Genomic DNA, 19,790 nt, shown 5'->3' on the forward strand with positions numbered 1-19,790 from the left:
CCTCACTTTTTCCGGCTCGCCGCCGCCTTGCGCGCGGGCGCCGTGAAGGCCGCGCGCGCCAGCGCGGTCGCATCGAGGCGCCGCACGATGCTGCCGCACACCAGGTCGCACAGTTGGTGCACCGACGGATCGTCGATGCGGTAGAGCACGCTGTTGCCCTGCTGCTCGCGCGCCACCAGCCCTTGCTGCGCCATCTGCGCCAGGTGGCGCGAGACGTTGGCCACGCTGGACTCGACCTGCTCGGCGATCTCGCCCACGCTGAGCTGCTCGGTGCCCAGCGCGTTGAGGATGCGCAGGCGCGTGGGTTCGGACAGCGTGCGGAAGTAATGCGCCACGTGCTCGAGCGCGGCGGGGGGCAGGTCGGTCAGCTGGGACATCGGCGGGCAGTCGGGACGGGGCGGATCGCCGGGCAGTCTAACGCTTGGCCGCGGGGTTTTTGCGATTGCCCTATTGCGTATTTGCATGATTGCGCAAATAATAACGCAATGATCCGCCAACGCAAGTCCTTTTCGCCCATTCGTCCGCGCCGCGCCGCCTGGGCTGCCCGCTGCGCGCTGGCCGCCGCCCTGGCGCTGGGCGCCAGCGTGCCGGGCCGGGCGGCGCCGGCGGCCGAGCTGCCGGTGCTGACCGTGCAGGCCGCCGCCACGGCGCAGGCGAGCAGCTACGACGGCCAGGTCGAGGCCCTGCGGCAGTCGGTGGTCGCGGCGCAGGTGCCCGGCCGCGTGCTGGAGCTGAACGTGCACGCCGGGGACACCGTGCGTGCCGGCCAGGTGCTGCTGCGCATCGACGCGCAGGCCGCCGAGCAAAGCGCTGCCGCCAGCGGCGCGCAGGTGGCGGCCGCGCGCGCGCAGCTCGACGTGGCCAGCACCGAGCTGGCGCGCAAGCGCCAATTGGCGCAAAAAAGCTACATCAGCCAGGCCGCGCTGGAGCAGGCCGAAAGCCAGGTGCGCGCCGCGCAGGCGCAGGTGGGCGCGCTGTCGGCGCAGGCCGGCGCCGCGCGCACGCAGACCGGCCTGCACGTGCTGCGCGCGCCCTTCGATGGCGTGGTGGCACAGCTGGCGGTCGAGCGGGGCGACATGGCCATGCCGGGCCGCCCGCTGCTGACGGTGTATGACCCCGCTGCCTTGCGCGTGACGGCCAATGTGCCGGCCAGCGTCCTCCAGGGCGGCGCTGCCGGCGCCCAGGTGCTGCTCGCCGGCGGCGCCGAGCAGGCGCTGGCGCCGGTGCGCGTGCAGGTGCTGCCCACGGTCGATCCGCAGTCGCTCACGCAAGCCGTGCGCGCCGATCTGCCGCCCGGCACCCGGGCCGTGCCGGGCCAGTTCGCACGCCTCCAGTTGTCCGGCGGCGCTGGCTTGCCTGCTCGCCCGCGCGTGCTCATTCCGGCATCGGCGGTGGTGCGCCGTGCCGAGGTCACCGCCGTCTACGTGATGGGCGAGGGCCAGCGTCCGCAGTTGCGCCAGGTGCGCCTGGGCCCGGTGCAGGGTGCGCAGGTCGAGGTGCTGGCCGGCCTGGACGCGGGCGATTCCCTGATCACCGATCCGCAGGCCGCCACGCGCGCCGTGGCCAACGGAAGCCGCTGATGCACGGGCAAGACACCAACCCGCCGGCGCGCCTGGGCATTTCCGGGCGCATCGCTGCGTACTTCCAGAGCGCGCAGATCACGCCGCTGCTGGCGCTGGTGGCGTTCCTGCTCGGCCTGTTCGCCGTGCTGGTGACGCCGCGCGAGGAGGAGCCGCAGATCGATGTGACCATGGCCAACGTGATCGTGCCCTGGCCGGGGGCCAGCGCGCGCGACGTGGAGGCCATGGTGGCCTCGCCCGGCGAGCAGGTGCTGGCGCAGATGTCGGGCGTGGAGCACGTGATGAGCGTCTCGCGCACCGGCGTGGCGGTGTTCACCGTGCAGTTCAAGGTGGGCGTGCCGCGCCAGACGGCGGTGGTGCGGCTGTACGACGCGGTGGGCGCCAACGCCGACTGGCTGCCGCCCGGGCTGGGCGTGTCGCAGCCCATCATCAAGCCCAAGGGTGTGGACGATGTGCCGGTGGTGGCCATCACACTGCACACGGCGCGCGCCGACAGCGGGGCGTTCGAGCTGGAGCGCGTGGCGCACAGCATCGAGGCCGAGCTCAAGCGCGTGCCCGGCACGCGCGAGGTCAAGACCCTGGGCGGTCCGGGCCGCGCGGTGGAGGTCGAGGTCGATCCGGCCCGGCTGGCCGCCGCCGGCCTGACGCTGCACGAGGTGCGTGGCGCGCTGCAGTCGGCCAACATGGGGCTGCCGCTGGGCGACGTGCTGGCGGGCAACCAGGCCATCGCGGTGCAGACCGGGCCGTTTCTGCAAAGCCGTGACGACGTGGCCGAGCTGGTGCTGGCCAGCCGCGCCGGCAAGCCGGTGTACCTGCGCGAGGTGGCCACGGTGCGCGACGGCCCGCCGCCGCCCGCGCGCTACGTCTGGCACGGCGCGGTCGAGCATGCGGATGGCAAAAGTACGCTGACCGAGCAGCCGGCCGTGACCCTGGCCGTGACCAAGAAGCCGGGCGAGAACGCCATCGACGTGGCCAATGCCGTGATGCGGCGCGTGGGCGAGCTGCAGGGTACGGTGATCCCGTCCGACGTGCAGGTGAGCGAAACGCGCAACTACGGCGCCACCGCCAACGACAAGGCGATGACGCTGATCAAGAAGCTGCTGTTCGCCACGCTGTCGGTGGTGGCGCTGGTGTTCTTTGCGCTGGGTCGGCGCGAGGCGGCCATCGTCGGCACGGCGGTGATCCTGACGCTGACCGTCACGCTGTTCGCGTCCTGGGCCTGGGGCTTCACGCTCAACCGGGTGTCGCTGTTCGCGCTGATCTTCTCGATCGGCATCCTGGTGGACGACGCCATCGTGGTGGTCGAGAACATCCACCGCCACCGCGCCCACCACCCGGGCCGGCCACTGCGCCAGATCATCCCGGCGGCGGTGGACGAGGTGGGCGGCCCCACCATCCTGGCCACGCTGACGGTGATCGCCGCGCTGCTGCCCATGGCCTTCGTCAGCGGGCTGATGGGGCCGTACATGAGCCCCATCCCCATCAACGCCAGCATGGGCATGCTGCTGTCGCTGGCCATTGCCTTCACCGTCACGCCGTGGCTGTCGCGCATCTGGATGAAGGCCGGCTCTGGCGCCGGGCATGCGGCGGCACACGCGGGTGGCCAGGGGCTGGCCGGCAGGCTGGCCCCGGTGTTCCGGCGCGTGTTCGCCCCGCTGCTGGCCACGCGCACGGGCCGGCGCAACCGCCGTCTGCTCGGGCTGGGCGTGGCCGGGCTGATCGCGTTGTCGCTGCTGCTGCCGGTGCTGGGGTGGGTGGTGCTCAAGATGCTGCCCTTCGACAACAAGAGCGAGTTCCAGGTGGTGGTCGACATGCCAGCCGGCACGCCGCTGGAGAAGACCGCCGCCACCCTGCGCGCGCTGGGCGCGCACCTAGCCACCGTCCCCGAAGTGACCAACTTCCAGGCCTACGCCGGCACCGCCTCGCCCATCAACTTCAACGGCCTGGTGCGGCAGTACGACCTGCGCAGCGGCGGCGAGGTGGGCGACATCCAGGTCAACCTGGTGGACAAGTCGCGGCGCCACGAGCAGAGCCACGCCATCGCCATGCGCGTGCGCCCGCAACTGGCCGCCATCGGCGCGCGCTTTGGGGCCAACGTCAAGGTGGTCGAGGTGCCGCCCGGCCCGCCGGTGCTGGCGCCCATCGTGGCCGAGGTCTACGGCCCCGACGCCGAGGGCCGCCGCGCCGTGGCCAAGGCCGTGCGCGGCGTGTTCCAGGCCACGCCTGGCGTGGTGGACGTGGACGACAGCACCATCGCCCCCGCGCCCGAGACCGTGCTGCTGGTCGACCGCAACAAGGCGGCGCAACTGGGCGTAACGCAGCAGGCCATCGCCAGCACGCTGCGCATGGGCCTGGCGGGCGACGCCGCCACTTACCTGCACGACGCCAGCCGCACGGCGGTGCCGGTGATGCTGCGCCTGCCGCCCGAGCTGCAGGGCGGGCTGGACGCGCTGCTGCAGCTCACGGTGCGCTCCACCTCCGGCACGTTGGTGCCGATCCGCGAGCTGGTGCGCGTGAGCGACATGGCGCGCGAGCAGCCGGCCTATCACAAGGACCTCTTGCCTGTGGTGTTTGTCGTGGGCGACATGGCCGGAGTCAAACAAGGCGACATGGACAGCCCGCTCTACGGCATGTTCGGCATGCGCGGCAAGCTGGCCGAGCTGAAGGCGCCGGACGGCGGCGGCGTGGCCGAATACTTCATCCACCAGCCGGCCAATCCCTACGCGGGCTACGCGCTCAAGTGGGACGGCGAGTGGCAGATCACCTACGAGACCTTCCGCGACATGGGCGCGGCCTACGCGGTGGGGCTGATCCTGATCTACCTGCTGGTGGTGGCGCACTTCGGCTCGTACCTGACGCCGCTGATCATCATGGCGCCCATTCCGCTGACCATCATCGGCGTGATGCCGGGGCACGCGCTGCTGCACGCGCAGTTCACGGCCACCAGCATGATCGGCATGATCGCGCTGGCCGGCATCATCGTGCGCAACTCGATCCTGCTGGTGGACTTCATCAAGCTGCAGCTGGCGCAGGGCGTGCCGTTCCGGCGCGCCATCGTGGCCAGCGCCATCACGCGCGCGCAGCCGATTCTGCTCACGGGCCTGGCTGCCATGATCGGCGCGCTGTTCATCCTGGACGACCCGATCTTCAACGGCCTGGCGATCTCGCTCATCTTCGGCATCCTGGTGTCCACGGTGCTGACGCTGGTCGTCATCCCGCTGCTGTACTACGTCGCGTACCGCAAGGCGGGTGCGGGCGGCGGCGCCATTTCCCATCACGCAACTCACCCCTGAAGGAGACTCACCATGGCACACATCGTCATCATGGGCGCAGGCCTGGGCGGCATGCCCGCGGCCTACGAAATCCGCGCCCTGCTGGGCCCGGAGCACCGCGTCACCATGGTCAACGCGGCGGACTTCTTCCAGTTCGTGCCGTCCAACCCCTGGGTGGCGGTGGGCTGGCGCCAGCGCGAGGACATCGTGGTGCCGCTGGCCGAGCCGCTGCGCAAGAAGAACATCGACTTCGTCGGCAAGGCGGTCACCGCCATCGACGCACCCGGCAACAAGCTGGTGCTGGACGGCGGCGAGGAGCTGGCCTACGATTACCTGGTCATCACCACCGGCGCGAAGCTGTCGTTCGGCGAGGTGCCGGGCTCGGGCCCCATCGACGGTCACACGCATTCGGTCTGCACCGTCGACCATGCCCAGAAGTGGTTTGCCGAGTACGAGGAATTCCTGAAGAACCCGGGCCCGATCGTGATCGGCGCCATGCCGGGCGCCAGCTGCTTCGGCCCGGCCTACGAGTTCGCCTTCATCGTGTCGTCCGACCTGCGCAAGCGCAAGCTGCGCCACAAGGTGCCGATGACCTTCGTCACCAGCGAGCCCTACATCGGTCACCTGGGCCTGGCGGGGGTGGGCGACAGCAAGAGCGTGCTGGAAAGCGAGCTGCGCGACCGCGACATCAAGTGGGTTACCAACGCCAAGACCACGCGCGTCGAGCCCGGCAAGCTGTTTGCCACCGAGCTGAACGACAAGGGCGAGGTGCACAAGGAGCACGAGATCACCTTCAAGATGTCCATGATGCTGCCCGCGTTCAAGGGCGTCGATGCGGTGGCTGCCGTGCCCGAGCTGTGCAACCCGCGCGGCTTCGTGCTGATCGACGAGCACCAGCGCAGCAAGAAGTACCGCAACATCTTCGCCGCCGGCGTGTGCGTGGCGATCCCGCCGGTGGAGGCCACGCCCGTGGCCACCGGCGCGCCCAAGACCGGCTACATGATCGAGAGCATGGTCAGCGCCATCGCGCACAACATCGCTGCCGAGCTGGCCGGCAAGCCGGCCACGGCCAAGGGCACCTGGAACGCCATCTGCCTGGCCGACATGGGCGACACCGGCGCCGCTTTCGTGGCGCTGCCGCAAATCCCGCCGCGCAACGTCAACTGGTTCAAGAAGGGCAAGTGGGTGCACCTGGCCAAGGTGGCTTTCGAGAAGTACTTCATCCGCAAGATGAAGACCGGCAACAGCGAGCCGGTGTACGAGAAGTACGTGCTCAAGGCCCTGGGCATCGTGCGGCTGGAAAACCACGATGCTCCGTAATGGATAGCTGTTGGCGCATTGTTTACGCCGGCAAGAATTGTTTTTGAAGGAGAAATGACATGACATCCTGGCAAATCACCCGCCTGATCGGCGGCAGCTTCATCCTGCTTTCGCTCGCCCTGGGCGCGCCCGGCAGCCCCATCTTCCACAGCGCCAACTGGCTGTGGTTCACCGCCTTCGTCGGTGCCAACTTCCTGCAAAGCGGCCTCAGCAAGTGGTGCCTGATGGAAGTCATCATGCGCAAGCTGGGCGCGCGCCCCGGCGAGTGCCAGAACCAGGCCTGAAGGAGCGCCGCATGGTCGAAAACTACAAGTCCCTGATTACCGCCGTCTCGGCCAAGACGGCGCAGATGCGCCAGGACATCCCCGAGGTCATGCAGGGCTTCAACGCCATGGCGCAGGCCGCCGGCAAGGCGGGCGCGCTGGACGCCAAGACCAAGGAGCTGATCGCCATGGCGCTGTCGGTGGGCGCGCGCTGCGACCCGTGCATCGGCTACCACGGCAAGGCCCTGGTCAAGCTGGGCGCCACGCGCGCCGAGGTGCAGGAGATGCTGGGCATGTGCGTGTACATGGGCGGCGGCCCCTCGCTGATGTACGCCGCGGCGGCACTGACGGCCTACGAAGAGTTTGGCGGGGAAAAGGCGGCGTCGTGAAACACCGACTGCTCGCCCTGGCCTGTGCGGTGGCGACGGTGCTGCCGGCCGCGGCGTGGGCGCAGGACCTGCTGACGGTCTGGCAGGCCGCGGCCCAGCACGACCGCCAGCTGGCCGTGGCGCGCGCCGAGCGTGCTGCCACCCAGACCCTGCGCGAGCAGGCCGACGCGCTGTGGCGCCCCAGTGTGTCGCTGGCCGTGTCGGCGGGCCTGGGCGCGCAGGACACGGCCATGCGCGGCGCGCGTTTTTCGGCGCCCGGCATGGGGCAGATCGACGAGGCGCGCTTCGCCACCTCGGTCGATGGCGGCCTGGCCACGCGCCTGGGCGTGACCGTGCAGCAGCCGCTGATCAACCCGGCGCGCGACGCCCAGCGCGAGCAGCTGCGCCTGTCGGCCGACATGGGCGACACCGCCTGGCATGGCGCGCAGGCTGAGCTGATGCTGCGCACCGCCGAGCGCTACCTGGCGCTGGCGCTGGCCGACGAGCGCGTGCGCGTGCTCGGCGGGCAGGTGCAGGCGCTGGAGCGCGCGCGCGCCGAGGCGCACGACCGCTATCGCATCGGCTCCTCGCCCATCACCGACACCTACGAGGCCGACGCCGCCCTGGCCGGCGTGCGCGCGCAGCAGTCGGCCGCCATGCTGGAGGCGGGCATCCGCCGCCAGGCCCTGGCCGGCAGCACCGGCCTGGCCGCGCCCACCGCTGGGCTGCCGACGGGGGCATTGCCGCCGGCAGGCGGCGCGCCCGACTGGGAGCAGGCCGCGCAGGCCGACAACCCGCGCCTGCGCATGCTCACGCAGGCCGTCGCCGTGGCCGAGCAGAAGCTGCGCCAGCAGGGCGCGGCCGGGCGCCCCACGCTCGACCTGGTGGCGCAGGCCGGGCAGGACCGCATCGCCGGCAGCGGCGACTTCGGCTCGGCGCGCAACCGCAGCCTGAACGCCATGGTGGGCGTGCAGCTCAACATCCCGCTCTATGCGGGCGGCATGGTGCAGGCGCAGGAGCGCGAGGCCGCCGAGCGGCTGAACAAGGCGCGCGCCGAGCTGGACGCGGCGCGCGAGGACGTGAGCCAGCAGGTGCGCGCCGCGTGGCAGGGCCTGCAGGCCGGCAGCCTGCGCATCGCCGCCCTGCAAGACGCGCTGAAGGCCGGCACCGCGCGGCTGGACGCCACGCGCCTGGGCCGCGAAGTGGGCGACCGTACTGTCATGGACATGCTGAACGCCGAGAACGACCACGCCCAGGCGCAGCTGGCGCTGGCGCAGGCGCGCAGCGACCAGGCCTTGACCTTTCTGCGGCTGGCGGCGCTGGCCGACCGGCTGGACGAGGGCCGGCTGGCGCAGGTCAACGCCACGCTGGGCGAGCCGGTGTCCAAGCCATGATGCGATGCATCGAACGGCATACGATGCTGGATTTTTCACCCCAGGAGCTTGTCATGAAACACAACGTCGGCGGCATCGACCGCATTCTTCGCATCGTCGTCGGCCTGGTGCTGATCGCGCTGGCCGCCACCGGCACCGTCGGTTGGTGGGGCTGGATCGGCGTGGTGCCGCTGCTCACCGGCCTGGCGGGCACCTGCCCGGCGTACAAGCTGCTGGGCATGAACACCTGCCCGCTCAAGAGCAAGTCCTGAGGCGCCCCCGAGCGCGCCCTCAGCGCCGGCTCGGGTCGAAGTGCTTTTGCAGCCCCTGCCAAGCCTGGATGTACTGGCGCTGGCGCTGCGGCGATTCGAGCGCCTGGCGCGTGGTGTGGATGATCACCGGGGTCTCGAACATGATCGCCATGGTGTCGGCGATGCAGTCGGCCCGGGTGGTGTCGGCGGCGCTGGCCTTGGCGAAGGTCTCGGCGTCGGGGCCGTGGCCGGTCATGGTGTTGTGCAGCGAGGCGCCGCCGGGCACGAAGCCTTCGGCCTTGGCGTCGTACACGCCGTGCACCAGGCCCATGAATTCGCCCGCGATGTTGCGGTGGAACCATGGGGGGCGGAAGGTGTCCCGCATCGCCAGCACGCGCGGCGCGAACGCGACGAAGTCGAGCGTGTCGACGCCGGGCACCGCGCTGGGCGCATGCAATACCAGGTTGATGGACGGGTCGGGGTGGTCGTGACTGAGGAAGCCGGTCACGTTGAAGCGGCGCAGGTCGTATTTGTAGGGGCCGTGCGTGCCATGCCAGGCGACCACATCGAGCGGCGAATGCCGCGTGCGCGAGCTCCAGAAGTGGCCGTCGAACTTGGCCAGCAGTTCGAAGTCCCCCTCGATGTCCTCGTAGGCCGCCACCGGGTAGAGGAAGTCGCGCGGATGGGCCAGGCCGTTGGAGCCGATCACCCCCAGGTCGGGGAGCCGCAGCGAGGCGCCGAAGTTCTCGCACACGTAGCCGCGCGCGCCGCCGTCGGGCAGGCGCACCTGAAAGCGCACGCCGCGCGGGATGACGGCGATTTCCTGCGGTTCGACGTCGAGCACACCGAACTCGGTGGCCAGCAGCAGCCGGCCATGGTGGGGGACGATCAGCAGCTCGCCGTCGGCATCGTAGAAGTAGCGCCGATCCATCGAGCGATTGGCGGCGTACAGGTGGATGCCGCAGCCGGCGTTGCCGCCCATGGTCACCATGCCGTCGACGAAGTCGACGCTGCTGCCCGCCGCCGGCATGGGCAGCGGGTCCCAGCGCAGCGGGTCGGGCGGGGTCGGCACGTCGTCGAAGCGCGACAGCCAGCGCGCGGCCGCCGAGCTGGGCTCGAACGGCTGCTGCACGGCCGTGGGGCGGATGCGGTACAGCCAGCTGCGCCGATTGGCGTGCCGCGGCGCCGTGAAGGCCGTGCCCGACAGCTGCTCGGCGTACAGCCCGTACGGTGCCTTCTGCGGCGAGTTGCGCCCGACCGGCAGCGCGCCCGGCAGCGCCTCGGTCGCGAATTCGTTGCCGAAGCCGGACATGTAGGAAAGTTTCAGGTCGGCCATGCCTCGTGTCTCCATCAATCGAGCGGGTGTTGCCCGAACTATAGGACTCGAGCCGCACGCCTGCTGCCGGCCGGGGCAGGCGGGCCGAAGGTCTTGGCCAGTCAGCCCCCGGTTCGGTGCCCGTCAATCGACGTGCGCGCCCGAGGCCTTGACCACCGACTCGTAGCGCGCCCGTTCGCGTGCCATCAGCTGGCCGAAGGCTTCGGGCGTGGTGGGCACGGGCTCGGCCATCAGCAGGGCGTAGCGCTCGCGCGTGGCGGGGCTGCGCAGCGCCTCGGTGAAGGCCGCGTTCAGCCGGGCGATGACGTCGGGCGGCGTGCCGGCCGGGGCGACCAGGCCCCACCAGGTGTCGATCGCAAAGCCGGGAAGGGTCTGCGCGATGGTGGGCACGCCGGGCAGCAGGGGCGAGGGCTGGGCGGTGGTCACCGCCAGCGGGACGATCTTGCCGGCCTTGATGTTGGGCGCGGCCGTGGCCAGGTTGTCGATGTTGAAGTCCACCTGGCCGGCCAGCAGCGCCAGCTGCGCCGGGTTGCCGCCGTTGTAGGGAATGTGCACGGCGAAGATGCGCGCGCCTTGCTTGAACATCTCACCGGCCAGGTGGCCGGCCGAGCCGTTGCCGCCCGAGCCGTAGTTGAGCTTGCCGGGGTTCTTCCTGGCGTACGCGATCAGGTCGGCCAGCGTGCGGATGTGCAGGCGCCGGGCGGTGTCGGCGTTCATCACCAGCACGTTGGGCACGCGCACCATCTGCGTGATGGGTGCGAAGTCCTTGGCCGCGTCGAAGGGCATCTTGCTGAACAGCCAGGGGTTGATGGCGTGCGTGGCCACGGCGGCGATGCCGATCGTCAGGCCGTCGGGCGCGGCCTTGGCCACCAGGTCGGAGCCGATGTTGCCGCCGGCGCCCGGTTTGTTGTCGACGATGACAGGACCCAGCCTGGCCTGCACCTGCTCGGCCAGCACGCGCGAGGTGATGTCCAGCGGCCCGCCGGGCGCGTAGGGCACGATCAGGCGGATGGGCTTGCCGCCCTGGGCGAAGGCGGGAGCGGCGGCCAGAGCGAGGGTGGAGGAGAGCAGGGTGCGTCGTTTCATGTCGATCCTTTGGAGTGAAATGGGCTTGTGGCGCCCGGTAAACAAGCGCAAACAGCTATCGAAAATAGAGCGTGGGCGGATGGTCCACGCGTGCTCAAGGCTCGTGCGCCTTGTCCGCCTCGCTGGTGAACGCATCGGCGTAGAACTCGTACTCGGGCAGGCCGGCCTGCTGCACGAAGTCGCGCCGGGCCGAGTCGACCACGATGGGGGCGCCGCAGGCGTAGACCTGATGGGCCGACAGGTCGGCGAAGTCTTCCAGCACGGCGCGGTGCACGAAACCGGTGCGGCCCTGCCAGTCGTCCTCGGGCAGCGCGTCGGACACCACGGGCACGTAGCGCAGGTGCGGCAGCTCCAGCAGCTTGCCGCGCACCCAGGCGTCCATGTACAGGTCGCGCGGGCGGCGGCCGCCCCAGTACAGCACGGCCTCGCGCGTGATGCCCATGAACTGCATGTGCTCGACGATGGCCTTGATGGGCGCAAAGCCCGTGCCCGAGGCCAGGAAGACGATGGGCTTGGGGCTGTCGTCCTGCAGGCGAAAGCTGCCGTAGGGGCCCTCGATGCGCAGAATCTCCTTGGCCTTCATGGCGCCGAACACGTGGTCGGTGAACTTGCCGCCGGGCATGTGGCGCAGGTGCAGCTCGACCATGGGCACGCCGGTGGCGGTCAGCGTGTGCGGCGCGCCGGCCATGCTGTAGCTGCGGCGGCTGCCGTCGCGCAGGATGATCTCGATGTACTGGCCCGCGTGGTACTGGATGACGTCGTTGGCGGGCAGCTGCAGGCGCACGCGCATCACGTCGTGCGCCAGGCGCTCCAGCTCGGCCACGCGCGCGGGCATCTTCTTGATCGGGAAAGCCCCCGCGTGCGTGACCTGGCGCGACTCCAGCACCACGTCGCTTTGCGCCACGCCGCAGCAGGTCAGCACGTAGCCGGCGGCTTCTTCCTCGGCCGAGAGCGCCTTGCTCTGGTGCGTGCCATGCCTGACGTGGCCCGAGATCTTCTTGCACTTGCACGAGCCGCAGGCGCCGTCCTTGCAGCCGTAGGGCAGGCCGATGCCCTGGCGGATGCCGGCCGTCAGCATCGGCTCGCCGGCGTCGGCCTCGAAGGTGCGGCCACTGGGCTGCACGGTGATGGTGTAGGGCATGGCCTTGGGTATCCTTGCGCGATCCGCGTCGCTTCAATGAGCTGATTTTGCCCTCAATTCAGAGCCCTCTCGGCGCGCTGCCGGCGCGCTTTCGGCGCCCGCGCGTGCTCGTCGTCGGCTGCGGCGACGTGGGCACGCGCGCGGCCCGCCTGCTGCTGCCGCGCGTGCGCGTGCTGGCGCTGGTGCGCTCGGCCGGCGAGGCGGCCCGCCTGCGCGCGCTCGGCATCACGCCGCTGGCGGGCGAGCTGGACGACGCGGCCAGCCTGCAACGCCTGGCCGGCCTGGCGCATCGCGTGCTGCATCTGGTGCCACCGCCCGGCGGCATGCCGCACGATGCGCGCACGCGCGCGCTGCTGCGGGCCCTGGCGCAGCGCAGCGCGCCGCAGGCGCTGGTGTATGGCTCGACCACCGGCGTGTACGGCGACTGCGCGGGCGCCCTGGTGCGCGAGACGCGGCCCATTCGCCCGCAAACGCGGCGCGCGCAGGCGCGTGCCGCGGCGGAGGGCTGGGTGCGGGGCTTCGGCCGCGCCGTGGGCGCGCGCGTCAGCATCCTGCGCATCCCCGGCATCTACGCGCCCGGCCGCGCGGGCGGCGCGCGCGAGCGGCTGCTCAAGGGCACGCCGGTGCTGGCGCCCGCGGACGACGTCTACACCGGCCACATCCACGCCGACGACCTGGCGCGCGCCTGCGTGCTGGCGCTGTGGCGCGGCCGGCCGCAACGGGTCATTAACGCCGGCGATGACAGCCGGCTGAAGATGGGCGCGTACTACGACCTGGCGGCCGAGCTGTACGGCCTGCCGCGCCCGCCGCGCGTGAGCCGTGCGGCGGCCGGCGATGCCTTGTCGCCCATGATGCTCAGCTTCATGGGCGAGTCGCGCCGCATCGACAACACGCGCCTCAAGCGCGAGCTGCGCCTGCGCCTGCGCTACCCGGGGCCGGACACCGGTTTGCTCTCATAAGAGGAGCTCCTTGCGCGGATGGACAGCGGGCTGCAGGTCGATTGGACTCATGAATTCGGCCAACCCAGGCGCTGTCCCACACGCATCCGGGTTTGACTTGACGCAGAGGCCCGGCGCCCTACAGTGCCGCCATGGACTTTGCCCTTTCCCCGCCCGCGCAGGTGCTGCTGCCGCAGGTGCAGCGCTTCATGCAGGACCTGGTGCTGCCCTCGCACCGCGACTGGCGCCGCTGGGCCGAGGCCGGGGTCTACCCGCTGGACGTGGTCGAGCCGCTGAAGGCCCGGGCCCGCGCCGCCGGGCTGTGGAACCTGTTTTTGCCCGAGCTGCGCGACGACGAGCCCGGCACGCGCCTGACCAACCTGGACTACGCGCCGCTGGCCGAGTCGATGGGCCGCGTGCCCTGGGCCAGCGAGGTGTTCAACTGCAGCGCGCCCGACACCGGCAACATCGAGCTGCTGCACCGCTTTGCCACGCCGGCGCAGCGCACCCGGTGGCTCGATCCGCTGCTGCAGGGGCAGATCCGCTCGTGCTTTGCCATGAGCGAGCCCGACGTGGCCTCGTCCGATCCGACCAACCTGGGCACGCGCATCGCCCGCGACGGCGACGGCTACGTGCTGAACGGGCGCAAGTGGTTCACCACCGGCGCGGCGCACCCGCTGTGCCGCCTGGCGATCGTGATGGGCGTGTCGGACGCCGCGCCCGATGCGCCCGCGCACCGGCGCCACAGCCTGCTGCTGGTGTCCATGGACGCGCCGGGCGTGCAGGTGGTGCGCAACATCCCGGTGATGCAGCACCAGGCCATCGAGGGGCACTGCGAGATCGTGCTGCGCGACGTGCGCGTGCCGGCCGACCAGCGGCTGGGCGCCGAGGGCGAGGGCTTTGCCATGGCCCAGGCGCGCCTGGGGCCGGGGCGCGTGCACCACGCCATGCGCACCATCGGCCAGTGCGAGCTGGCGCTGGAGTTGATGGCCGAGCGCGCGCTGGAGCGCATGGCCTTTGGCCGGCACCTGTCGGACTTTGCCAACGTGCAGGACTGGATCGCCTGGAGCCGCGTCGAGATCGACCAGGCGCGCCTGCTGGTGCTGCATGCGGCCTGGCGCATGGACACGGCGGGCAACCCGGCCGCCCGCGTCGACGTGTCGGCCATCAAGCTGGTGGCCGCGCGGCTGCAGACGCGCGTGCTCGACCGCGCCATGCAGGTGTTCGGCGCCGCCGGCCTGACGCCCGACACGCCGCTGGCCGGCCTGTGGAGCTGGGGCCGCGCGCTGCGCTTCATGGACGGGCCCGACGAGGTGCACCTGCGCGCCATCGCGCGCCAGGAGCTGGCCCGCAGCCGCGCGCACCGGGGCGAGAACGTGCTGCACCTGCAGCGCTGGATGCCGCCCGAGGGCGGACTGGACGATGGCTGAGGCAGGGGTGGCAGGCGCTGCTATTCTTTGCCCTGACCCATCGGGCCACGCCGTGGCCCACCCTTTGTACCGGAGCCCCCTCATGACCCGTCCCTTCCAAGTTCTCGGCATCCAGCAGATCGCCATCGGCGGACTGGACAAGAAGCGCCTGCAGACCCTGTGGGTGGACATGCTGGGCCTGACGCCCACCGGCACGTTTCGCAGCGAGCGCGAGAACGTCGACGAGGACATCTGCGCCATGGGCCGCGGCGCGTTCAAGGTCGAGGTCGACCTGATGCAGCCCTTCGATGCCGACAAGAAGCCGGCCGTGCACGCCACGCCGCTCAACCACGTGGGGCTGTGGATCGACGACCTGCCGCGGGCGGTCGAGTGGCTGACCGCGCGCGGCGTGCGCTTTGCACCGGGCGGCATCCGCAAGGGCGCCGCCGGCCACGACATCACGTTTTTGCACCCGCGCGCCAGCGACGAGTTTCCGATCGCCGGCGAAGGGGTGCTGATCGAGCTGGTGCAGGCGCCGCCCGAGGTGATCGCCGCTTACGCGGCGCTGCCGCGCGATTGATCGAGCCGGCATGACGCAACCCCGGCACCGAACGCCCCCACCGCCCGTAGGCGCTGGGGGCGTTGTCTTAAACTGATCGTTACATACAGGCATCCAGATCGCCTTCGAGGCGGCGCATGCGGTTTCAGCAGGAGACGGTTGATGCAAGCGACGGACACCAAGAACCCGGCCTACTACCATAAGGTGGTGGACTGCCAGTGGGCTTGCCCGGCCCATACCCCCGTGCCGGAATACCTGCGCCTGATCGCGCAGGGGCGCTACGCCGATTCGTACATGGTCAACTGGGTGTCCAACGTGTTTCCGGGCATCCTGGGGCGCACCTGCGACCGCCCCTGCGAGCCGGCCTGCCGGCGCGGGCGGGTGGAGCAGGCCAATGCCGCCAAGCCCGAGCCGGTGGCCATCTGCCGCTTGAAGCGCGTGGCGGCCGACCTGAAGGGCGACGTGGCGGCGCGCATGCCCCAGCCGGCCGCGCAGCCCAACGGCAAGCGCGTGGCCTGCATCGGCGCGGGGCCAGCGTCGCTGACGGTGGCGCGCGACCTGGCGCCGCTGGGCTACGCCGTGACGGTGTTCGACGCCGAGGCCAAGGCCGGCGGCTTCATGCACCAGCAGATTCCGCGCTTTCGCCTGCCCGAGAGCGTGATCGACGAGGAGACGGGCTACGTCTTTGCCCTCGGGCCCCAGTTCAAGCCCGGCCAGCGCATCGATTCAATGCGGGCGCTGCTGGCGCAGGGCTGGGACGCCGTCTTCGTCGGCACCGGCGCGCCGCGCGGGCGCGACCTGGACCTGCCGGGGCGCAAGGAGGCGGCCGCGCACATCCACGTCGGCATCGACTGGCTGGCCTCGGTGTCTTTCGGCCACGTCAGCAGCATCGGCCGGCGCGTGATCGTGCTGGGCGGCGGCAACACCGCCATGGACTGCTGCCGCACGGCGCGGCGCTTGGGCGGCGCGGACGTCAAGGTCATCGTGCGCTCGGGCTTCGACGAGATGAAGGCCTCGCCCTGGGAGAAGGAAGACGCGCAGCACGAGGGCATTCCCATCATCAACATGCACGTGCCCAAGGCCTTCGTGCACGAGGGCGACCGGTTGACGGGCATGACGTTCGAGATCGTGCGCGCCGAGCGCGACGCCCGGGGCCGGCGCCAGCTGGTGCCCACCGGCGAGCCCGAGGTGTTCTTCGCGTGCGACGAGGTGCTGATCGCCGTCGGTCAGGAAAACGCCTTTCCCTGGATCGAGCGCGACGTGGGCGTTGCCTTTGGCGAATGGGGCCTGCCGGTGGTGGACCAGGCCACGTTCCAGTCGACCCTGCCGCGGGTGTTCTTCGGCGGCGACGCGGCCTTCGGGCCCAAGAACATCATCACCGCGGTGGCCCACGGCCACGAGGCCGCGGTGTCGATCGACCGCTACCTGAACGAGCGGCCGGTGAGCGAGCGACCGCCGCCCTACACCAACCTGGTGTCGGAGAAGATGGGCATCCACGAGTGGGCCTACGACAACGACCCCAGCAACGACCAGCGCTACAAGGTGCCCTGGGCGCAGGCCGAGCAGGCCCTGGTCAGCATCCAGGTGGAGGTGGAGCTGGGCTTTGACGCGCGCACCGCGTTCAAGGAGGCCTCGCGCTGCCTCAACTGCGACGTGCAGACGGTGTTCTCACCCAAGCTGTGCATCGAGTGCGACGCCTGCGTGGACATCTGCCCGATGGACTGCATCACCTTCACCGGCAACGGCGACGAGGCCGAGCTGCGCGGACGGCTGAACGCGCCGGCGCTGAACCTGCAGCAGGATGTGCTGGTGTCGCCGCCGGTCAAGACCGGCCGCGTGATGGTCAAGGACGAGGACGTGTGCCTGCACTGCGGCCTGTGCGCCGAGCGCTGCCCCACCGGCGCGTGGGACATGCAGAAGTGGTTCCTGTCCATGACCAAGGCGGGCGGGGCCTCGCACACCATCGGCATGAACGACATGAACGGCAAGGGAGCTCGGCCATGAATCGGATCGCGGCGGTCAACGACTTCGTCATCAAGTTCGCCAACGTCAACGGCTCGGGTTCGGCCAGCGCCAACGAGCTGTTCGCCAAGGCCATCCTGCGCATGGGCGTGCCCGTCAGCCCGCGCAACATCTTTCCCAGCAACATCCAGGGCCTGCCCACCTGGTACGAGGTGCGCGTCAGCGCCAAGGGCTACCTGGGGCGGCGCGGCGGCATCGACATGATGGTGGCCATGAACCCGCAGACCTGGGCCGCCGACGTGGAGGAGATCGAGCCCGGCGGCTACCTGCTGTACGACAGCACGCGCGTGCGGCCGCGCGAGGAACTGCGCGACGACATCACCGTCATCGGCATTCCGCTGACCGAGATCTGCAACGCCGTCTACAGCGATCCGCGCCAGCGCCAGCTGCTCAAGAACATCATGGCGCTGGGCGCGCTGTCGATGCTGCTGGACATCGACGCGGCGGTGATCGAGCAGCTGCTGGGCGAGCAATTCAGGGGCAAGGACAAGCTGGTGGCCGCCAACGTGCAGGCGCTCAATTTGGGGCGCGACTTCGCGCGCGAGCATCTGGCGCATCCGCTGCCCATCCGCGTCGAGCGCTCGCACCGCGTGGGCCAGCGCATCTTCCTGGACGGCAACACCGCCGCCGGCCTGGGCGCGGTCTACGGCGGCGCCACGGTGTGCGCCTGGTATCCCATCACGCCCTCGACCTCGGTGGCCGAGGCCTTCATGAGCTACTGCGCGCGCTTTCGCGTCGATGCCGAAGGGCGCCACAAGTACGCCATCGTGCAGGCCGAGGACGAGCTGGCCTCCATCGGCATGGTGGTGGGCGCGGGCTGGAACGGTGCGCGCGCCTTCACCGCCACCTCGGGGCCGGGCATCTCGCTGATGACCGAGTTCATCGGCCTGGCCTACTTCGCCGAGATTCCGGTCACCCTGGTCAACGTGCAGCGCGGCGGGCCGTCCACCGGCATGCCCACGCGCACGCAGCAGGCCGACCTGCTGGCCTGCGCCTACGCCTCGCACGGCGACACCAAGCACGTGCTGCTGTTTCCGGAAGACCCGAAGGAATGCTTCGAGCACACGGCCACCGCGCTGGACCTGGCCGACCGCCTGCAGACGCCGGTGTTCGTGATGACCGACCTGGACATCGGCATGAACCAGCGCCTGTGCGAGCCGCTGGCCTGGGACGATGCGCGCCAGCACGACCGCGGCAAGGTGATGACGGCCGAGGACCTGGAGACCCACGACTTCGGCCGCTACAAGGACGTGGACGGCGACGGCATCCCCTGGCGCACGCTGCCGGGCACGCACCCCACGCGCGGCAGCTACTTCACGCGCGGCACCACGCGCGACCCCTACGCGCGCTACTCCGAGCGCGGGCCCGACTACGTCTACAACGTGGAGCGCCTGCTCAAAAAGTTTGCCACCGCCGCCACCCTGGTGCCGCCGCCGGTGCCGCGGCCGGCGGCGCGGCGCACGCGGCTGGGCGTGATCTTCTTCGGCTCCACCAGCCCGGCCATGCACGAGGCGCTGGACGAGCTGGCCAGCCAGGGCATCCACCTCAACGCGCTGCGGCTGCGCGCCTTCCCGTTCTCGCCCAGCGTGCGCGAGTTCATCGATGCGCACGAGACCGTGTTCGTGGTCGAGCAAAACCGCGATGCGCAGCTGCGCTCCATGCTGATCAACGAGCTGGAGATCCCGCCGGCCAAGCTGCAGCGCGTGCTGCACTTCGACGGCACGCCGATCACCGCGCGCTTCATCACCCAATACATCACCGACCACGTGCACGAGGCGGTCGTGGCGCCGCAGGAGATCAAGTCATGACCTACATCGCCAAGCCGCGCCTGCACCACCCCTCGCTCACGCCCAACAAGGTGGGCTACACCCGGCGCGACTACGAGGGCAAGGTGTCCACCCTGTGCGCCGGCTGCGGGCACGACTCGATCTCGGCGGCCATCGTGCAGGCCTGCTGGGAACTGGACATCGAGCCGCACCGCGTGGCCAAGCTCTCGGGCATCGGCTGCTCGTCCAAGACGCCCGACTACTTCCTGGGCGCCAGCCACGGCTTCAACACGGTGCACGGGCGCATGCCCAGCGTGGCCACCGGCGCCAACCTGGCCAACCGCGACCTGCTGTACCTGGGCGTGTCGGGCGACGGCGACTCGGCCTCCATCGGCCTGGGCCAGTTTGCCCACGCCATGCGGCGCAACGTCAACATGGTCTACATCGTCGAGAACAACGGCGTCTACGGCCTGACCAAGGGCCAGTTCTCGGCCACCGCCGACAAGGGCAGCAAGAGCAAGAAGGGCGCGGTCAACGCCGACAGCCCGGTCGACCTGGTGGGCCTGGCCATGCAGCTGGGCGCCAGCTTCGTGGCGCGCAGCTTCTCGGGCGACAAGGCGCAGCTGGTGCCGCTCATCAAGGCGGCCATGGGCCACGGCGGCGCGGCCTTCATCGACGTCATCAGCCCCTGCGTCACCTTCAACAACCACGCCGGCAGCACGCGCAGCTACGACTGGGTGCGCGAGCACAACGAGGCCGTCAGCCGCATCGACCTGATCCTGGGCCGCCAGGAAATCACGGTGGACTACGCGCCCGGCGAGGTGATCGACGTCGAGCAGCACGACGGCAGCACGCTGCGCCTGCACAAGCTGCACCAGGACTACGACCCCACCGACCGCGTGGCCGCCATGGCCTACATGCAGGGCCACGCGGCCAAGGGCGAGCTGGTCACGGGCCTGTTGTACCTGGAGGCCGAGGCGGGCGACCTGCACGCCGCCCAGCACACCAGCGCGCGGCCCCTGAACAGCCTGGGCACGGCGGATCTGTGCCCCGGTGCGGCGGCGCTCGAACAGCTCAACGCCGGTTGGCGGTGATGAACCGTGGTC

Annotated in this window: 17 protein-coding genes; 13 read left to right on the top strand and 4 right to left on the bottom strand. The window is 70.6% G+C overall.

Features of this window, described 5'->3' with window-relative positions:
• Positions 1-2 precede the first annotated feature (2 nt).
• On the bottom strand, positions 3-368 hold the full coding sequence (locus H6927_07615; GenBank protein ID MCP5217970.1) for a winged helix-turn-helix transcriptional regulator: 366 nt from the start codon (positions 366-368) through the stop codon (positions 3-5).
• A gap of 117 nt (positions 369-485) precedes the next feature.
• On the opposite strand from H6927_07615, the gene H6927_07620 reads away from it, so the two are divergent.
• Genes H6927_07620 through H6927_07650 form a run of 7 tightly spaced genes read left to right on the top strand, consistent with a single transcriptional unit; the run spans position 486 to position 8,448 of the window.
• The gene (locus H6927_07620; GenBank protein ID MCP5217971.1) at positions 486-1,580 is read left to right on the top strand and encodes an efflux RND transporter periplasmic adaptor subunit; all 1,095 of its coding nucleotides are present in this window, start codon (positions 486-488) and stop codon (positions 1,578-1,580) included.
• Entirely contained in the window at positions 1,580-4,873 is a 3,294-nt protein-coding gene (locus H6927_07625; protein MCP5217972.1) for an efflux RND transporter permease subunit, read from the top strand. Before H6927_07620 ends, H6927_07625 begins: the two co-directional genes overlap by 1 nt.
• A gap of 12 nt (positions 4,874-4,885) precedes the next feature.
• Positions 4,886-6,172, top strand: a complete 1,287-nt coding sequence (locus tag H6927_07630; protein ID MCP5217973.1) for an FAD-dependent oxidoreductase — start codon at positions 4,886-4,888, stop codon at positions 6,170-6,172.
• A 59-nt stretch (positions 6,173-6,231) separates the two neighbouring features.
• Positions 6,232-6,456 carry a DUF2892 domain-containing protein gene (locus H6927_07635; GenBank protein ID MCP5217974.1) on the top strand — a complete coding sequence of 75 codons (225 nt, stop codon included), beginning with the start codon at positions 6,232-6,234 and terminating at the stop codon, positions 6,454-6,456.
• An 11-nt stretch (positions 6,457-6,467) separates the two neighbouring features.
• Positions 6,468-6,824 (top strand): carboxymuconolactone decarboxylase family protein, encoded by a 357-nt coding sequence (locus tag H6927_07640; protein ID MCP5217975.1) that lies wholly within the window; start codon positions 6,468-6,470, stop codon positions 6,822-6,824.
• The gene (locus tag H6927_07645) at positions 6,821-8,197 is read left to right on the top strand and encodes a TolC family protein (GenBank protein ID MCP5217976.1); all 1,377 of its coding nucleotides are present in this window, start codon (positions 6,821-6,823) and stop codon (positions 8,195-8,197) included. Before H6927_07640 ends, H6927_07645 begins: the two co-directional genes overlap by 4 nt.
• A 53-nt stretch (positions 8,198-8,250) precedes the next feature.
• Complete coding sequence (locus tag H6927_07650) at positions 8,251-8,448, top strand: DUF2892 domain-containing protein (GenBank protein ID MCP5217977.1); 198 nt, start codon at positions 8,251-8,253, stop codon at positions 8,446-8,448.
• 19 nt (positions 8,449-8,467) lie between these two features.
• On the opposite strand, the gene H6927_07655 is transcribed toward H6927_07650, so the two are convergent.
• From H6927_07655 to H6927_07665, 3 genes are all read right to left on the bottom strand, one after another.
• The gene (locus tag H6927_07655; protein MCP5217978.1) at positions 8,468-9,778 is read right to left on the bottom strand and encodes a homogentisate 1,2-dioxygenase; all 1,311 of its coding nucleotides are present in this window, start codon (positions 9,776-9,778) and stop codon (positions 8,468-8,470) included.
• A 108-nt stretch (positions 9,779-9,886) separates the two neighbouring features.
• Entirely contained in the window at positions 9,887-10,849 is a 963-nt protein-coding gene (locus tag H6927_07660) for a tripartite tricarboxylate transporter substrate binding protein (GenBank protein MCP5217979.1), read from the bottom strand.
• A 94-nt stretch (positions 10,850-10,943) separates the two neighbouring features.
• Positions 10,944-11,990: a CDP-6-deoxy-delta-3,4-glucoseen reductase gene (locus H6927_07665; GenBank protein ID MCP5217980.1), complete on the bottom strand. Its 1,047-nt coding sequence runs from the start codon at positions 11,988-11,990 to the stop codon at positions 10,944-10,946.
• Between the two features lie 47 nt (positions 11,991-12,037).
• Between H6927_07665 and H6927_07670 the strand changes: the two genes are divergently transcribed.
• The 6 genes from H6927_07670 to H6927_07695 all read left to right on the top strand — a co-directional run bounded on the left by H6927_07670 (position 12,038) and on the right by H6927_07695 (position 19,778).
• Positions 12,038-12,949 (top strand): NAD-dependent epimerase/dehydratase family protein, encoded by a 912-nt coding sequence (locus tag H6927_07670; protein ID MCP5217981.1) that lies wholly within the window; start codon positions 12,038-12,040, stop codon positions 12,947-12,949.
• A gap of 131 nt (positions 12,950-13,080) precedes the next feature.
• A complete protein-coding gene (locus H6927_07675; protein MCP5217982.1) occupies positions 13,081-14,358 on the top strand; it encodes an acyl-CoA dehydrogenase family protein in 1,278 nt (425 codons plus the stop codon).
• A gap of 82 nt (positions 14,359-14,440) precedes the next feature.
• The gene (locus H6927_07680; GenBank protein MCP5217983.1) at positions 14,441-14,917 is read left to right on the top strand and encodes a VOC family protein; all 477 of its coding nucleotides are present in this window, start codon (positions 14,441-14,443) and stop codon (positions 14,915-14,917) included.
• A 141-nt stretch (positions 14,918-15,058) separates the two neighbouring features.
• Positions 15,059-16,900, top strand: coding sequence for an FAD-dependent oxidoreductase (locus H6927_07685; protein MCP5217984.1), 1,842 nt, complete (start codon positions 15,059-15,061; stop codon positions 16,898-16,900).
• Positions 16,897-18,726: a 2-oxoacid:acceptor oxidoreductase subunit alpha gene (locus tag H6927_07690; protein ID MCP5217985.1), complete on the top strand. Its 1,830-nt coding sequence runs from the start codon at positions 16,897-16,899 to the stop codon at positions 18,724-18,726. The genes H6927_07685 and H6927_07690 overlap by 4 nt, the downstream gene beginning before the upstream one ends.
• Positions 18,723-19,778, top strand: coding sequence for a 2-oxoacid:ferredoxin oxidoreductase subunit beta (locus tag H6927_07695; GenBank protein MCP5217986.1), 1,056 nt, complete (start codon positions 18,723-18,725; stop codon positions 19,776-19,778). The genes H6927_07690 and H6927_07695 overlap by 4 nt, the downstream gene beginning before the upstream one ends.
• Positions 19,779-19,790 lie beyond the last annotated feature (12 nt).

This window comes from Burkholderiaceae bacterium, assembly GCA_024235995.1.
GTDB lineage: Bacteria > Pseudomonadota > Gammaproteobacteria > Burkholderiales > Burkholderiaceae_C > Ottowia.

Bases quoted from the DNA above. Each gene is read 5' to 3' on its own strand.
- H6927_07620 (MCP5217971.1), top strand. From the start codon at position 486: ATGATCCGCCAACGCAAGTCCTTTTCGCCCATTCGTCCGCGCCGCGCC.
- H6927_07680 (MCP5217983.1), top strand. From the start codon at position 14,441: ATGACCCGTCCCTTCCAAGTTCTCGGCATCCAGCAGATCGCCATCGGC.
- H6927_07690 (MCP5217985.1), top strand. From the start codon at position 16,897: ATGAATCGGATCGCGGCGGTCAACGACTTCGTCATCAAGTTCGCCAAC.
- H6927_07660 (MCP5217979.1), bottom strand. From the start codon at position 10,849: ATGAAACGACGCACCCTGCTCTCCTCCACCCTCGCTCTGGCCGCCGCT.
- H6927_07625 (MCP5217972.1), top strand. From the start codon at position 1,580: ATGCACGGGCAAGACACCAACCCGCCGGCGCGCCTGGGCATTTCCGGG.
- H6927_07630 (MCP5217973.1), top strand. From the start codon at position 4,886: ATGGCACACATCGTCATCATGGGCGCAGGCCTGGGCGGCATGCCCGCG.
- H6927_07685 (MCP5217984.1), top strand. From the start codon at position 15,059: ATGCAAGCGACGGACACCAAGAACCCGGCCTACTACCATAAGGTGGTG.
- H6927_07695 (MCP5217986.1), top strand. From the start codon at position 18,723: ATGACCTACATCGCCAAGCCGCGCCTGCACCACCCCTCGCTCACGCCC.
- H6927_07640 (MCP5217975.1), top strand. From the start codon at position 6,468: ATGGTCGAAAACTACAAGTCCCTGATTACCGCCGTCTCGGCCAAGACG.
- H6927_07665 (MCP5217980.1), bottom strand. From the start codon at position 11,990: ATGCCCTACACCATCACCGTGCAGCCCAGTGGCCGCACCTTCGAGGCC.
- H6927_07650 (MCP5217977.1), top strand. From the start codon at position 8,251: ATGAAACACAACGTCGGCGGCATCGACCGCATTCTTCGCATCGTCGTC.
- H6927_07635 (MCP5217974.1), top strand. From the start codon at position 6,232: ATGACATCCTGGCAAATCACCCGCCTGATCGGCGGCAGCTTCATCCTG.
- H6927_07675 (MCP5217982.1), top strand. From the start codon at position 13,081: ATGGACTTTGCCCTTTCCCCGCCCGCGCAGGTGCTGCTGCCGCAGGTG.
- H6927_07655 (MCP5217978.1), bottom strand. From the start codon at position 9,778: ATGGAGACACGAGGCATGGCCGACCTGAAACTTTCCTACATGTCCGGC.